The sequence below is a fragment of the Pseudomonas sp. S2_E02 genome (assembly GCF_054668355.1).
In genome coordinates this window covers 3,979,460-3,993,086 of record NZ_CP162761.1, presented here as the reverse complement: position 1 = coordinate 3,993,086, position 13,627 = coordinate 3,979,460, and the positions used below count along the sequence as shown (strand labels likewise).

The 13,627-nt window shown below is 59.5% G+C and carries 12 protein-coding genes; 8 read left to right on the top strand and 4 right to left on the bottom strand.

Annotation, left to right across the window (positions count from 1 at the left end; translation table 11 throughout):
* Nucleotides 1-104 precede the first annotated feature (104 nt).
* Complete coding sequence (locus AB4O01_RS17960) at nucleotides 105-1,049, bottom strand: choline ABC transporter substrate-binding protein (protein ID WP_460089137.1); 945 nt, start codon at nucleotides 1,047-1,049, stop codon at nucleotides 105-107.
* A gap of 207 nt (nucleotides 1,050-1,256) precedes the next feature.
* Here AB4O01_RS17960 and AB4O01_RS17955 point away from each other — a divergent pair, with 207 nt between their 5' ends.
* Nucleotides 1,257-2,201 (top strand): GlxA family transcriptional regulator, encoded by a 945-nt coding sequence (locus AB4O01_RS17955; protein WP_099757380.1) that lies wholly within the window; start codon nucleotides 1,257-1,259, stop codon nucleotides 2,199-2,201.
* A gap of 140 nt (nucleotides 2,202-2,341) precedes the next feature.
* Here AB4O01_RS17955 and AB4O01_RS17950 read toward each other — a convergent pair whose 3' ends face one another.
* The gene (locus AB4O01_RS17950) at nucleotides 2,342-2,758 is read right to left on the bottom strand and encodes a DUF3010 family protein (RefSeq protein ID WP_460089136.1); all 417 of its coding nucleotides are present in this window, start codon (nucleotides 2,756-2,758) and stop codon (nucleotides 2,342-2,344) included.
* Nucleotides 2,759-2,987: 229 nt separating this feature from the next.
* On the opposite strand from AB4O01_RS17950, the gene AB4O01_RS17945 reads away from it, so the two are divergent.
* Complete coding sequence (locus AB4O01_RS17945) at nucleotides 2,988-3,953, top strand: tyrosinase family protein (protein WP_186619992.1); 966 nt, start codon at nucleotides 2,988-2,990, stop codon at nucleotides 3,951-3,953.
* Between the two features lie 63 nt (nucleotides 3,954-4,016).
* Here the strand turns inward: AB4O01_RS17945 and AB4O01_RS17940 are convergent, their stop codons facing one another.
* Nucleotides 4,017-4,340, bottom strand: coding sequence for a helix-turn-helix domain-containing protein (locus AB4O01_RS17940; protein ID WP_460089135.1), 324 nt, complete (start codon nucleotides 4,338-4,340; stop codon nucleotides 4,017-4,019).
* A 102-nt stretch (nucleotides 4,341-4,442) separates the two neighbouring features.
* On the bottom strand, nucleotides 4,443-4,844 hold the full coding sequence (locus tag AB4O01_RS17935) for a lysozyme inhibitor LprI family protein (protein ID WP_077574880.1): 402 nt from the start codon (nucleotides 4,842-4,844) through the stop codon (nucleotides 4,443-4,445).
* Between the two features lie 234 nt (nucleotides 4,845-5,078).
* On the opposite strand from AB4O01_RS17935, the gene AB4O01_RS17930 reads away from it, so the two are divergent.
* The 6 genes from AB4O01_RS17930 (at nucleotide 5,079) to etfB (ending at nucleotide 12,883) form a co-directional block, all read left to right on the top strand.
* A complete protein-coding gene (locus AB4O01_RS17930) occupies nucleotides 5,079-6,056 on the top strand; it encodes a dipeptidase (protein ID WP_093429898.1) in 978 nt (325 codons plus the stop codon).
* A gap of 106 nt (nucleotides 6,057-6,162) precedes the next feature.
* Entirely contained in the window at nucleotides 6,163-6,693 is a 531-nt protein-coding gene (locus AB4O01_RS17925; RefSeq protein WP_005792152.1) for a DUF5943 domain-containing protein, read from the top strand.
* 15 nt (nucleotides 6,694-6,708) lie between these two features.
* Nucleotides 6,709-8,769 (top strand): dimethylglycine demethylation protein DgcA, encoded by a 2,061-nt coding sequence (gene dgcA, locus AB4O01_RS17920; protein ID WP_093429899.1) that lies wholly within the window; start codon nucleotides 6,709-6,711, stop codon nucleotides 8,767-8,769.
* A 164-nt stretch (nucleotides 8,770-8,933) separates the two neighbouring features.
* Nucleotides 8,934-10,883: a dimethylglycine demethylation protein DgcB gene (gene dgcB / locus AB4O01_RS17915; protein WP_186619988.1), complete on the top strand. Its 1,950-nt coding sequence runs from the start codon at nucleotides 8,934-8,936 to the stop codon at nucleotides 10,881-10,883.
* Nucleotides 10,883-12,103 (top strand): electron transfer flavoprotein subunit alpha, encoded by a 1,221-nt coding sequence (gene etfA / locus AB4O01_RS17910; RefSeq protein WP_460089134.1) that lies wholly within the window; start codon nucleotides 10,883-10,885, stop codon nucleotides 12,101-12,103. Before dgcB ends, etfA begins: the two co-directional genes overlap by 1 nt.
* Before the next feature lie 9 nt (nucleotides 12,104-12,112).
* Complete coding sequence (etfB, locus tag AB4O01_RS17905) at nucleotides 12,113-12,883, top strand: electron transfer flavoprotein subunit beta (protein WP_093429902.1); 771 nt, start codon at nucleotides 12,113-12,115, stop codon at nucleotides 12,881-12,883.
* Nucleotides 12,884-13,627 lie beyond the last annotated feature (744 nt).

Here is a 13,627-nt window from a genome sequence, read left to right as displayed (position 1 = left end):
GGTTTCCTTCAGGCGTGATGGGTCTGTCCGCAACCCTTTTCCGGGCTGCGAAGCGTCGTTCAGTTCCCTCTCCCAACGGGAGAGGGCTAGGGTGAGGGTGGCGGTTATTTGCTGGTCAGTTGCAGGTTTTCAGCCGCCGGTTTGCCATCGAACGTGGTCACACCTTCCAGCCAGCGCTGCTTGTCTTCGGGGTGATCCTTGAGCCATTGCTTGGCCGATTCGAAAGCGTCCTTGTGGTCGAGCAGCGGCTGCATCATCCGGCTCTCGTCCTCGGCGGTGAACGTCAGGTTGGTCAGCAGGCGACCAATGTTCGGGCACTGCTCGGCGTATTTCGGCGCGGTCACTGTCCACACGGTGGCCATGCCTTCATTCGGGCCGAGGGCGTCGTCGCTGCCGGTCAGATAAGTCATCTTGACGTTGACGTTCATCGGGTGCGGCGCCCAGCCAAAGAAGACCACGGCCTCTTTGCGGCGCACAGCACGGTCGACGGCGGCGAGCATGCCGGCCTCGCTCGACTCGACCAACTGGAACTTGCCGAGGCCGAACTGGTTCTTGGCGATCATTGCCTTGATCTGCGTGTTGGCGCCCGAGCCTGGCTCGATGCCGTAGATCTTGCCGGCCAGTTCTTTTTCGAACTTGGCAATGTCGGCGAAGGTTTTCAGGCCCTTGTCGGCCAGATAAGTCGGCACGGCGAGGGTCGCACGGGCATCTTTCAGGCTTGGCGCTTCGAGGACTTTGACCTGATTGGCGTCGACAAACGGCGTGATGGTCTGGGTCATCAGCGGGTTCCAGTAACCGAGGAACAGGTCCAGGCGCTGATCGCGGATCCCGGCGAAGATGATTTGCTGGGACGCGCTGGTTTGTTTGGTGTTGTAGCCGAGGCCGTCGAGCAGGACCTGGGTCATGGCACTGGTGGCGATCACGTCGGTCCAGTTGACCACGCCCATGCGTACGTTCTGGCATGACGCAGGTTCGGCCGCCATGACGCTGGCGCTCAAGAAAGCGGTACCGCTGAGTGCAAGAACACAGCTGCTGATCAGTCGTTTCATGTCGGGTTCCTCGGCAGGTGGTTTATTGTGGTTTCCGGCGTCTGATGCGCCGGTGATGCCAAGTTACGCAGCTATACGCCCATGAAAGCGCACTGCGGCGACTGGCATTTGCACTGTAGCGACCTGTGCGCTTGAACGCTGACGACAATCGGCGTATCAACGAGCCACGCTCCCCTCCCTCTCGTTACCCGCGAATCGAGTGCGCCCATGTCCCAGGATTTCTACTTTCTGCTGATGCCGGGGTTCTCCGCCATCGGCTTTATTTCGGCGATCGAACCGCTGCGCGTGGCCAACCGCTTTCGTGGCGAGCTGTACCGCTGGCATGTGCTCAGCGCCGACGGCGGGGCGGTGCTGGCAAGCAATGGCATGTCGGTCAACGCCGATGCGGCGCTGGAGCCGCTGAAGAAAGGCGCGACGCTGCTGGTGGTGGCCGGGTTTGAACCGCTGAAGTTCGCCACGCCAACCCTTGAACACTGGTTGCGGCGACTGGATAACGAAGGCGTGACCCTCGGTGCTATCGACACCGGCAGCTTTGTCCTCGCTGAAGCAGGTCTGCTCGACGGTCATCGCCTGACCCTGCACTGGGAAGCCATCGACGCATTCAAGGAATCTTATCCAACGCTCAGCGTCACCCAGGAGCTGTTCGAGATCGACCGCCGGCGCATCACCTCGGCGGGCGGCACGGCGTCCATCGATTTAATGCTCGATCTGATCGCCCAGGCCCATGGCCCGCAACTGGCGATTCAGGTCAGCGAGCAGTTTGTGCTGGGGCGCATTCGTCCGCGCAAAGACCACCAGCGTATGGAAGTCGCTACGCGTTACGGCATCAACAACAAGAAATTGGTGCAGGTGATCGGCGAGATGGAGCAGCACAGCGAACCGCCGCTGACCACGCTGCAACTGGCGGAATCGATCAAGGTCACGCGGAGGCAATTGGAGCGCTTGTTTCGGCTGCATCTGAACGATACACCGAGCAATTTCTATCTCAGGTTACGGCTGGAAAAAGCCCGGCAGTTATTGCGCCAAACCGACATGAGCGTGCTCGAAGTCAGCATCGCCTGCGGCTTCGAATCACCGTCCTACTTCACCCGCAGCTACCGCGCAAAATTCGCCCGCTGCCCCCGCGAAGACCGCCGTACCGCCCAGGCCTGATCTTGAGACCAGCAAATAAACCTGTGGGAGCGAGCTTGCTCGCGAATGCGGTAGAGCATTCAAAAAAACTGTCGACTGACACTCCCTCTTCGCGAGCAAGCTCGCTCCCACATGGATTTACTGTGATTTCGGAAATCGGGTTACTTCTTCATTAACGCCGAACACGCCGCTTTATAAGCCTCATGCTGATACTTGTTCAACGTCCCCGGCAGCTCGAAATTATGCTTCTTCGCCTGCGCATTGATCGTCTGCGGCGACAACAACGTCACCTCGCAACCATCCAGCAACTGCAAAATCCCCTCAATCTTGAACGTCGTCGGGCCACCGGCAAACTCACCCTTCTTGCTGCGCTTCTTGATCGCAATCCGGTCAACCGAATTCTCCCGCACAAACGACGCCACCTGTGCCGCGAACAGCTTCACGTTCGCCGCCTCGTCATCGTCTTCGAGGGCAATCTTCTTGGTGGCGAGGGGAACGTGGCTCAGGTTCGAACCGTCGAGAGCGGCCACGGCGATGATCGCTTCGCTGCCTTTGATTTCGATGCCGCAGATGTTCATGGGCGAGTGACCTTATGAGCGAATTGGATGGCGGTCATGTTGACGCAGTCGGGCGGTCAAGTCACCTCGCGTCGGTGCCGCAGCGGAGCAGTACCGCTGGTCTGAAATAGTTGTTGACCTGTAATTTCTGACAGTAGACGCCCTTCCGACTGGCGCCTAGCTTGGTTGTCGGGGGATTGGGACGATTGTCGCCCTTTCCACACCTAACCTCGCTCAAAGGATTGAAGACATGAAGCTGCGCAAGAACATTCGCTCGCTGACCCCAATCGAAAAAGACAACTTCGTCGATGCCTGCCTCCAGCTCAAAAAGACTGGTCAATACGATGAGTATGTACACCTGCATCACCAAGTCATGAAGCCCACGGTTTTGCCACATGAACCAAACGATCCAAACTACCGCAATGGCGCTCATCGGGGGCCTTCGTTCTTGCCCTGGCACCGGGCATTTTTACTGAAGTTCGAAAATGACCTTCAGGCGATTAACCGCTCCAACACGATTCCTTACTGGAACTGGACCGAAGATGCTGCCAATCCGCTCAACTCTCCGCTGTGGGCTGAGGATTTTATGGGCGGTAATGGTGTTGAAAGCGATGAGTGGCGTGTAGCAACCGGTCCGTTTGCTGTTCAAAACGGTAAATGGCCGGTTCCCTCCTATCCGGATGACGATTTGCCAGGTCCTGGTTTGAAGCGCCAGTTCGGGCTGGTTGTAAACTCATTGCCAACCCCGGAAGATCTGCAAATGGCTTTGCGCGAAAGTCTTTACGACACCCCGCCTTATGATTCCGGCCCGACTGTGCGTGGCTTCCGAAATCGTCTGGAAGGCTGGATCACCCAGCGCGGTGATCCGCAGGTAACCACTGCGGGTTCACAACTGCATAATCGCGTCCACCTCTGGGTGGGCGGCAATATGTTGCCGATGACCTCTCCAGATGATCCGGTGTTCTTCCTGCATCACTGCTTTGTCGACAAAGTGTGGGCAGACTGGCAGTCGCTGATGCTCCAGAGCAACGAACGTTGGGCGCCGCATTACGCGCCTCTGATCAATGGTCCGATAGGACATAACTACGATGATGTGCTTGAGCCGTTTGCGCAGTCTGCTCGGACTGTGAGCGACATCACTGACTTGGGGTATGAGTACGAGGCGCCACGTCTGATCCTCGATCATGTGAAACCTCGTTCTCCTTTTCAGGATTGATGAGGGTGCTGGGTGGCGGTGTGAATGCCTGGCTATTGCGGCAGGCAAACACGCCATAACCGGCTAGAGCTCAAGCTGCTCAGAGGTGATTCCAAAGGCCGCCGCAATCTTTTCGCGAGTTGCTTTTCGTGGCTTGGACACCGTTTCCTGTTGAGCAAACGCCGGTTGCGAAATGCCCATGCGTTTGGCGACTTCTTCCTGAGTCAGGTTGAGGTGTTCGCGCCAGGCGCGGATCGGTGTTGCCCCATCGACCATCCGACTGACGACCTCATGGGGAATCAGATCGGGCTGCATTTTCTGCGCGAAGTACTGGGCGTAAGGGATGACGACGAAGGCTGGCTTGCCCTCGGCATCGTTGATGATTTGGATATCTGTGGATAACTTCATATACGAAGAAATATAAGTCTTTTATAAGATTTCAGAATCTTTTCTTATATTTCTCCCAAATACCAATCCGCAAGTTTGACGGCATGTTGCGAGAAGTCAGGATCACTCCTGCCCAATCGACTCCAAAAACTCCGACCGTTCATCACTCATCCGCGCCACGCAGTCATTCTGCGCAATCGTAAAGGCCTTGCTGCCAGCGGTCGCCGGAAACGCTTCCACCGCACAATCCGCGTCCCGCGTCTTCAACCACTGCTGCTGAGCCGTCTTGATCTTGGCGGTAATGTCCGCCAATTGCGTCGGGTTCTTGCCATACGCCGTCTGCATGCGTTCGTTGAGGCTGGCGTAGTTGTCCTTGAGCAGGTCTTCGGCGGTGGTGCGGCTATAGGTCGAGCATTCCAGGGTCTGGACGTCGTTTTCGACGGCGTCGCACGGGTTGTTGTCGGACTCTTCAGCGGCGTGCACGCCGGTCGCAAGCAAAGCCAAAGCCAAGAAGATCGATTTCATTGTTGTCGCCGCTCTAATCCAGTGGTGTTTCCAAGATGGGCCAGATTCTGGCTCAAGCTGGCGGGCTTGAACAGGTAGCTGATCGGAGCGTCTGGCGACCCTTTGTCGCGGATTGACGCTTTCGGCAATTCCCCTGTCGTTTTTGCACCCGGTCGCCCCGGCACCGAGGCATATGCTGGCCCCAAAGCGCCGGCAGACGATTCGGCGCATGAATCGCCAATAAGGGGACGCCTGATGAGCCCAGCCGAATTACACGCCGACAGCATCGTTATCGACGGTCTGATCATTGCCAAATGGAACCGCGAGCTGTTCGAAGACATGCGCAAGGGCGGTCTGACGGCAGCCAACTGCACTGTGTCGGTGTGGGAAGGCTTTCAGGCGACCGTGAACAATATTGCCGCCAGCCAGAAGCTGATCCGCGAAAACGGCGACCTGGTGATGCCGGTGCGCACCACCGCCGACATCCGTCGCGCCAAGGAGCAAGGCAAGACCGGCATCCTCTTCGGCTTCCAGAATGCTCACGCGTTTGAAGACCAGATCGGCTATGTCGAAGTGTTCAAGCAGCTCGGCGTCGGCATCGTGCAGATGTGCTACAACACCCAGAACTTGGTCGGCACCGGTTGCTATGAGCGTGACGGCGGCCTGTCGGGTTTCGGTCGCGAGATCGTCGCCGAGATGAACCGCGTCGGCGTCATGTGCGACCTGTCCCATGTCGGCTCGAAGACTTCCGAAGAAGTCATCCTCGAATCGAAAAAACCGGTCTGCTATTCCCACTGCCTGCCGTCGGGTCTCAAAGAGCACCCGCGCAACAAGTCCGATGCAGAACTGAAGTTCATTGCCGACCACGGCGGTTTTGTCGGCGTAACCATGTTCGCGCCGTTCCTCGCCAAGGGCATCGATTCGACCATCGACGACTACGCCGAAGCGATCGAATACACCATGAACATCGTCGGCGAAGACGCCATCGGCATCGGCACCGACTTCACCCAGGGTCACGGCCAGGACTTCTTCGAATACCTGACCCACGACAAGGGCTACGCCCGCCGTCTGACCAGCTTCGGCAAGATCATCAACCCGCTGGGCATCCGCACCGTCGGCGAGTTCCCGAACCTGACCGAAACCCTGCTCAAGCGCGGCCATTCCGAGCGCGTCGTGCGCAAGATCATGGGCGAAAACTGGGTCAACGTCCTGAAAGACGTCTGGGGCGAGTAACGCTGACTCAAGACCGCCGCCGATCTGCCCCCTCTCCTGTGGGAGAGGGCTGGGGTGAGGGCAGCGGTCACCACTGAATCCACTATTTTTCTGGAGTTAAGTTTCCATGGCCAAGATCGCCCCGCAATTGCCAATCGAAGTCGACAGCGAAACCGGTGTCTGGACCTCCGACGCCCTGCCGATGCTCTACGTACCGCGTCACTTCTTCGTGAATAACCACATGGGCATCGAAGAAGTTTTGGGCGCCGACGCCTACGCCGAAATCCTCTATAAGGCCGGCTACAAATCCGCCTGGCACTGGTGCGAGAAAGAAGCTGAATGCCACGGCCTGGAAGGCGTCGCGGTGTTCGAGCACTACATGAAGCGCTTGTCGCAACGCGGCTGGGGTCTGTTCAAGATCCAAGACATCGACCTCGACAAAGGCACCGCCAGCGTCAAGCTCGAACACTCGGCATTCGTCTACGTGTACGGCAAGGTCGGGCGCAAAGTCGATTACATGTTCACCGGTTGGTTTGCCGGGGCCATGGATCAGATTCTTGAGGCTCGCGGCAGCAAGATTCGCACCGTCGCCGAGCAAGTCTACGGTGGCTCCGAAGAAGGCCACGACGACGGCCTGTTCACCGTCAAGCCGTTGTAAGTCGAGGAACCCGCCATGGCTTTCGAAGCAATGTTCCAGCCGATCCAGATCGGCAAACTGACCATCCGCAACCGCGTGCTCAGCACCGCGCACGCGGAGGTCTACGCAACGGACGGCGGCATGACCACCGACCGCTACGTCAAATACTATGAAGAGAAAGCCAAGGGCGGCATCGGCCTGGCGATTTGCGGCGGCTCCTCTGTGGTCGCCATCGACAGCCCGCAGGAATGGTGGAGCTCGGTGAATTTGTCCACCGACCGCATCATTCCGCATTTCCAGAACCTGGCCGACGCCATGCACAAGCATGGCGCCAAGATCATGATTCAGATTACCCACATGGGCCGGCGCTCGCGCTGGGACGGCTTCAACTGGCCGACGCTGATGTCGCCCTCGGGCATCCGTGAACCGGTACACCGCGCCACCTGCAAAACCATCGAGCCGGAAGAAATCTGGCGGGTGATTGGCAACTATGCCCAGGCGGCGCGCCGGGCCAAGGCCGGTGGTCTCGACGGCGTTGAGCTGTCAGCGGTGCACCAGCACATGATCGACCAGTTCTGGAGCCCGCGCGTCAACAAGCGTACCGACGAATGGGGCGGCACCTTCGAAGGCCGGATGAAGTTCGGTCTGGAAGTGCTGAAGGCTGTGCGCGCCGAGGTCGGTGACGACTTCTGCGTGGGCATGCGTCTGTGCGGTGACGAGTTCCACCCGGACGGCTTGTCCCACGAGGACATGAAGCAGATCGCCAAGTATTACGACGACACCGGCATGCTCGATTTCATCGGCGTCGTCGGCTCGGGTTGTGACACCCACAACACCCTGGCCAACGTGATTCCGAACATGAGTTATCCACCGGAGCCGTTCCTGCATCTGGCCGCCGGAATCAAGGAAGTGGTCAAGGTGCCGGTGCTGCACGCACAGAACATCAAGGACCCGAACCAGGCCACACGGATTCTTGAGGGCGGTTACGTCGACATGGTCGGCATGACCCGTGCGCACATCGCTGATCCGCACCTGATCGCCAAGATCAAGATGGGTCAGATCGATCAGATCAAACAGTGCGTCGGCGCCAACTACTGCATCGACCGTCAGTATCAAGGCCTCGACGTGTTGTGCATCCAGAATGCCGCGACGTCCCGCGAATACATGGGCGTGCCGCACATCATCGAGAAATCCACCGGGCCGAAACGCAAAGTGGTGATCGTCGGTGCCGGCCCTGCCGGGATGGAAGCGGCACGTGTTGCTGCCGAGCGAGGCCACGACGTGACCCTGTTCGAGAAGAAGGAATTCATCGGCGGGCAGATCACTACCGCATCGAAAGCGCCGCAGCGTGACCAGATCGCCGGTATTACCCGCTGGTTCCAGCTGGAACTGGCGCGGCTGAAAGTCGATCTGCGTCTGGGCACGGCGGCTGATGCCGAGACCATCATGGACTTGCGTCCGGACGTGGTGGTGCTGGCGGTCGGCGGGCATCCGTACCTGGAACAGAACGAACACTGGGGCGCCGCCGAAGGCTTGGTGGTCAGCAGTTGGGACGTGCTCGACGGCAAGGTTGCGCCGGGCAAGAACGTGCTGGTCTACGACACCATTTGCGAGTTCACCGGGATGTCGGTTGCCGACTTCCTCGCCGACAAAGGCAGCCAGGTCGAGATCGTCACCGACGACATCAAACCGGGCGTGGCCATCGGCGGTACGTCGTTCCCGACCTACTACCGCAGCATGTACCCGAAAGAAGTGATCATGACCGGCGACATGATGCTGGAGAAGGTCTACCGCGAAGGCGACAAACTGGTCGCGGTGCTGGAAAACGAATACACCGGCGCCAAAGAGGAGCGGGTGGTCGATCAGGTGGTGGTGGAGAACGGCGTGCGTCCGGATGAAGAAATCTACTACGCGCTCAAAGAGGGTTCGCGCAACAAGGGCCAGATCGACGTTGAAGCGTTGTTCGCGATCCAGCCGCAACCTTCGCTGAGTACCACCGGCGACGGCTACTTGCTGTTCCGCATCGGCGACTGCGTGGCGCAGCGCAACACCCACGCCGCGATCTATGACGCGCTCAGACTGTGTAAAGACTTCTAAAGGCTTGCACACAACCCTGTGGGAGCGAGCTTGCTCGCGAAAGCGGTGGATCAGTCGACATCGATGTTGAATGTCAGTCCGCCTTCGCGAGCAAGCTCGCTCCCACAGTGACCGAGTAAGGCAACTCGACCTGCAAGACCCTGCGGTCTTTGGGAGCTTCACCTATGTTGAACACCCTTCTTCCAATCCTGTTGTTCGCCGCCCTGGGCCTTGGTGTCCTTGGTGCGTTGCGACGGGTAGCGATGTGGCGTCGGGGCCGGGCCTCGAAGGTCGATCTGATCGGCGGCCTGTTCGCCATGCCCAAGCGCTACATGGTCGACTTGCACCATGTCGTGGCGCGGGACAAATACATCGCCAACACCCACGTGGCCACGGCCGGCGGTGCGGTGGCGTCGATTGTGCTGGCGCTGCTGGTGCATGGTTTTGGCCTGCACAATCGCATCCTCGGTTATGCCTTGCTGCTGATGACGGCGGTGATGTTCGTCGGTGCGATCTTCGTTTATCTGCGTCGGCGCAACCCGCCGGCGCGGCTGTCGAAAGGCCCGTGGATGCGCCTGCCGAAAAGCCTGCTGGCGTTCTCGGCGTCGTTCTTTCTGCTGACCTTGCCAGTGGCCGGAATTCTTCCGGTGAACTTTGGCGGCTGGATACTCGCGGTCATCCTCGGGATCGGCGTGTTGTGGGGCGTGTCGGAACTGTTCTTCGGCATGACCTGGGGCGGGCCGATGAAACACGCCTTTGCCGGTGCCTTGCACTTGGCCTGGCACCGTCGCGCCGAACGTTTTGGCGGCGGCCGTTCCACGGGTTTGAAGCCGTTGGATCTCAATGATCCGTCAGCGCCGTTGGGTGTTGAGAGACCCAAGGATTTCACCTGGAACCAGTTGCTCGGCTTTGACGCCTGCGTGCAGTGCGGCAAGTGCGAAGCGGCGTGCCCGGCCTTCGCCGCCGGCCAGCCGTTGAACCCGAAAAAACTGATTCAGGACATGGTCGTCGGCCTCGCTGGCGGCACCGATGCCAAGTTCGCCGGCAGTCCGTATCCCGGCAAACCAATTGGCGAGCACAGCGGCGATCCCCATCAACCCATCGTCAACGGTCTGGTCGACGCCGAAACCCTGTGGTCGTGCACCACCTGCCGTGCCTGCGTCGAGGAGTGCCCGATGATGATCGAGCACGTCGATGCCATCGTCGACATGCGTCGCCATTTGACCCTGGAAAAAGGCGCAACCCCGAACAAGGGCGCAGAAGTCCTCGAAAACCTCATTGCCACCGACAACCCCGGCGGTTTTGCCCCGGGCGGACGGATGAACTGGGCAGCGGACTTGAACCTCAATCTGCTCAGCGAGAAGAAATCCACTGACGTGCTGTTCTGGGTCGGCGACGGTGCCTTCGACATGCGCAACCAGCGCACTTTGCGCGCGTTCGTCAAAGTACTGAAAGCGGCAAAAATCGACTTCGCCGTATTGGGGCTGGAAGAACGTGACAGCGGTGACGTGGCCCGTCGTCTGGGCGATGAAGCGACCTTCCAGTTGCTCGCCAAACGCAATATCCAGACCTTGGCCAAATACAGCTTCAACCGCATCGTCACCTGCGATCCGCACAGTTTCCATGTGCTGAAAAACGAATATGGCGCCTTCGACGGCAACTACCTGGTGCAGCACCACAGTACCTACATGGCGGAAATCATTCAGGCCGGTGCGCTGAACCTCGGTCAGCACAAAGGCAACAGCGTGACCTATCACGACCCGTGCTACCTCGGTCGTTACAACGGCGAGTACGAAGCGCCGCGCGAAGTGCTGCGTGCCCTCGGCATCGAGGTCAAAGAGATGCAACGTTCCGGCTTCCGCTCGCGTTGCTGCGGCGGCGGTGGCGGGGCGCCGATCACCGACATTCCGGGTAAGCAACGGATTCCTGATATGCGCATGGAAGACATCCGCGAGACCGGCGCCGAACTGGTGGCCGTGGGTTGTCCACAGTGCACGGCGATGCTCGAAGGCGTGGTCGAACCGCGTCCGCTGATCAAGGACATCGCCGAACTGGTGGCCGACGCGTTGCTCGAAGACGCCGCGCCGAACAAGCCTGCCACCCCGGCCAAACGTGAACCTGCGGAGGCCCATTGATGAGCGACATTATCCGCCGCGACCCACGCGCCGAATGGATTGCGCGTAACCGCCTGCATCCGCTGCACGCGGCGATGCAACCGGCGCAACACAGCTGGATGGGGCCCAACGGCATCATCCGCAAGAACCTGCACGGTATTGGTTTTATCGGCCCCAACGGCATCAAGCGGATCGATCGCAGCGGCGCGCAACAGGGCGGGGCGGTCAAACGTTCGGCCACGGTTGAAGTGCAATTGCCGCTGCATCAGGTGCCGGCCCCGGCGTTCTATATCAGTGTGGTGCCGGAAATGGTCGGCGGCCGCCTGAGCAGCCACGATCGCGACTTGCTCGGCCTCGCTCATCAGCTCGCCGGCAATGACGGCGCGGTGCTGGCGGTGGTCTTTGGCGAGCACAAGGAAAACGCCTTCGCCACAGCAGGCGTCGATCGTTTGCTGGTGCTCGAAGGCGAAGCCTTTAGTGGTTATGCACCGGAGCAACGCGTGCAAGGTTTGCGCGCTGTGGATAACCAGTTCAACCCGCGTCACTGGCTGCTCCCAGACAGTCGCAGCGGTGGCGGCGAACTCGGCCGGCGTTTTGCCGCTGCACTGGGCGAGCGCCCGGCCACGCGAGTCTGGCAGGTCAAGGATCAGGAATGCATCGGCCGTGCCGGTGCGGGTCTGCAAGACCTCGCCCGTCCGTTCGCACGGTTGATTCTGGCCGCCGCTGAATGCGCCGAACCGGTCAGCGAAACCCGTCATGAAGCCTTGTCGGTGGAGTTATCCACAACAGTAGCGCGCAGCCTGTCGCGGATTGAAGATCTCGGCGCCGTGGCGGTCGACCCGGCAGCAATTCCTATGGCCGAAGCGGAGTTCATTTTCTCCGGCGGCAACGGCGTCAAGGACTGGGCGCTGTTCCACGAAACGGCGGCGGCACTCGGCGCTACCGAAGGCGCGTCGCGGGTGGCGGTGGACGATGGCTTCATGGCCCGTGATCGCCAGGTCGGCGCGTCCGGCACCTGGGTTACCGCGCGGGTCTATGTGGCTGTGGGCATCTCTGGCGCGATCCAGCATCTGCAAGGCATTGGTGCCTGCGACAAGGTGGTGGCGATCAACCTCGATCCGGGTTGCGACATGATCAAGCGTGCCGACCTCTCCGTGATCGGCGAGAGCGCAGAGATTCTTCAGGCGTTGATCGAGGCGGTGGCGGCTTACCGCAACGAAGCCAAGCGCGATGCGGCTTAAGGAAACGCTATGAACACGAAAGTAATCAGTCTGGTTTCAATCGGCGCTCACCCTACTTCCGGGCGGCCACGCCGCGCTGATCAGGACGCGCGCGCCGTGGAACTGGGTTTGCAACTGGCTGGGGATAACTTGCAAGTGCTGCATGCCGGCGACGTTGCGGAGCCGGCGTTGCGCGCCTATCTGGGCATGGGTCTTGAGCAGATGCATGTGCTGGAGCAACCGGCTGGTGCCGATGCGCTGCCGGCGCTGACCGCGTATCTGCGTGATGCCGGTGCGCAGGTGGTGCTGACCGGCAGCCAGGCGGAAACCGGCGAAGGTTCGGGGATGTTGCCGTTCTTGCTGGCGGAAGGTCTGGGCTGGCCGCTGGTGGTGGGCCTAGCGCAGGTCGAGTCGATCAACGACGGCTCGGCGCTGGTGCTGCAAGCGTTGCCGCGCGGGCAGCGGCGTCGGTTGAAAGTGAAACTGCCGTTTCTGGCGACTGTGGATAACGCCGCGCCGAAACCTCGGCAGAGTGCTTATGGACCGGCGCGACGCGGGGTTTTGCAGGCTGAAGATGTGGAAGTTGTGGACGATGAGTTGTTGTCGGTTGCCACCCTGCAACCCGCCAAGCCACGGCCGAAACGCTTGAAGGTGATCAAGGCCAAGAGCGGTGCGGACCGGATGAAAGCCGCGACGGCCAAGGCCAGTGGGGGCGGGGGGCAAGTGCTCAAGGGTGTTACCCCTCAGGCCGGTGCTGAAGCGATCCTCAAGTTGCTGATTGAAGAAGGCGTTGTCCGCTGAAAAGCCCCTCACCCTAGCCCTCTCCCAGAGGGAGAGGCGACCGACCGAGTGGTATTGGCTAATTACATCGACCTGCGATTGCGCGGTGACCTTGGCTTGGCCAAGCCTGAGATCGCAATGTTCGTTCAGGTCGATGGAGTTCAAATAGGCGATTCGGTCGGCTCTCTCTCCCTCCGGGAGAGGGCTGGGCGGGCGGCGTTCCGATGAGGGTAGGCGGTTTACCCACAATCCCTGTTGGCGGATCTGTGGATAACGTGTTCGCCCATCCCTGCACCCCGTGCCAATCAAGCCCTACAGCCCTCCGATCAAAAAACAACCAGCCTAAGTCACGGATTTTCAGGGCTTTTTCGGCAGGATAACTCAGCAAGTTGCCCCCAATCTCTGTTGGCGCTTCTGTGGATAAGATGTTCGCTATCCGCTGCGACCCATACAGACCGTGGCTTTCAAAGATTTGATCAAAAAATAGTCAATTCATCTGTTTCCAAGGAAAACTCCCGCGCAAACCTCGATTTCACACAGCCTTCGGCGCTTTTCCACAGCACAGGCAAAGTTACCCCCGATCTCTGTTGGTGCTTCTGTGGATAACGTGTTTGCCATCCTCTGAAAGCCATGAAAAACGTGGCTTTCAAGCTTGTGATCAAAAAACAACCAATGCGTCTCGCAAACCCTTCTTCTGAATAAGTCACGATTTTTCTTGATAAATCAGCGGTTTATTTTTCCAGTCATCCACAGTTACCCCCATTT

Bases quoted from the DNA above. Each gene is read 5' to 3' on its own strand.
- AB4O01_RS17940 (WP_460089135.1), bottom strand. From the start codon at position 4,340: ATGAAGTTATCCACAGATATCCAAATCATCAACGATGCCGAGGGCAAG.
- etfB (WP_093429902.1), top strand. From the start codon at position 12,113: ATGAACACGAAAGTAATCAGTCTGGTTTCAATCGGCGCTCACCCTACT.
- AB4O01_RS17945 (WP_186619992.1), top strand. From the start codon at position 2,988: ATGAAGCTGCGCAAGAACATTCGCTCGCTGACCCCAATCGAAAAAGAC.
- AB4O01_RS17955 (WP_099757380.1), top strand. From the start codon at position 1,257: ATGTCCCAGGATTTCTACTTTCTGCTGATGCCGGGGTTCTCCGCCATC.
- dgcA (WP_093429899.1), top strand. From the start codon at position 6,709: ATGGCTTTCGAAGCAATGTTCCAGCCGATCCAGATCGGCAAACTGACC.
- dgcB (WP_186619988.1), top strand. From the start codon at position 8,934: ATGTTGAACACCCTTCTTCCAATCCTGTTGTTCGCCGCCCTGGGCCTT.
- AB4O01_RS17930 (WP_093429898.1), top strand. From the start codon at position 5,079: ATGAGCCCAGCCGAATTACACGCCGACAGCATCGTTATCGACGGTCTG.
- AB4O01_RS17960 (WP_460089137.1), bottom strand. From the start codon at position 1,049: ATGAAACGACTGATCAGCAGCTGTGTTCTTGCACTCAGCGGTACCGCT.
- AB4O01_RS17925 (WP_005792152.1), top strand. From the start codon at position 6,163: ATGGCCAAGATCGCCCCGCAATTGCCAATCGAAGTCGACAGCGAAACC.
- AB4O01_RS17950 (WP_460089136.1), bottom strand. From the start codon at position 2,758: ATGAACATCTGCGGCATCGAAATCAAAGGCAGCGAAGCGATCATCGCC.
- AB4O01_RS17935 (WP_077574880.1), bottom strand. From the start codon at position 4,844: ATGAAATCGATCTTCTTGGCTTTGGCTTTGCTTGCGACCGGCGTGCAC.
- etfA (WP_460089134.1), top strand. From the start codon at position 10,883: ATGAGCGACATTATCCGCCGCGACCCACGCGCCGAATGGATTGCGCGT.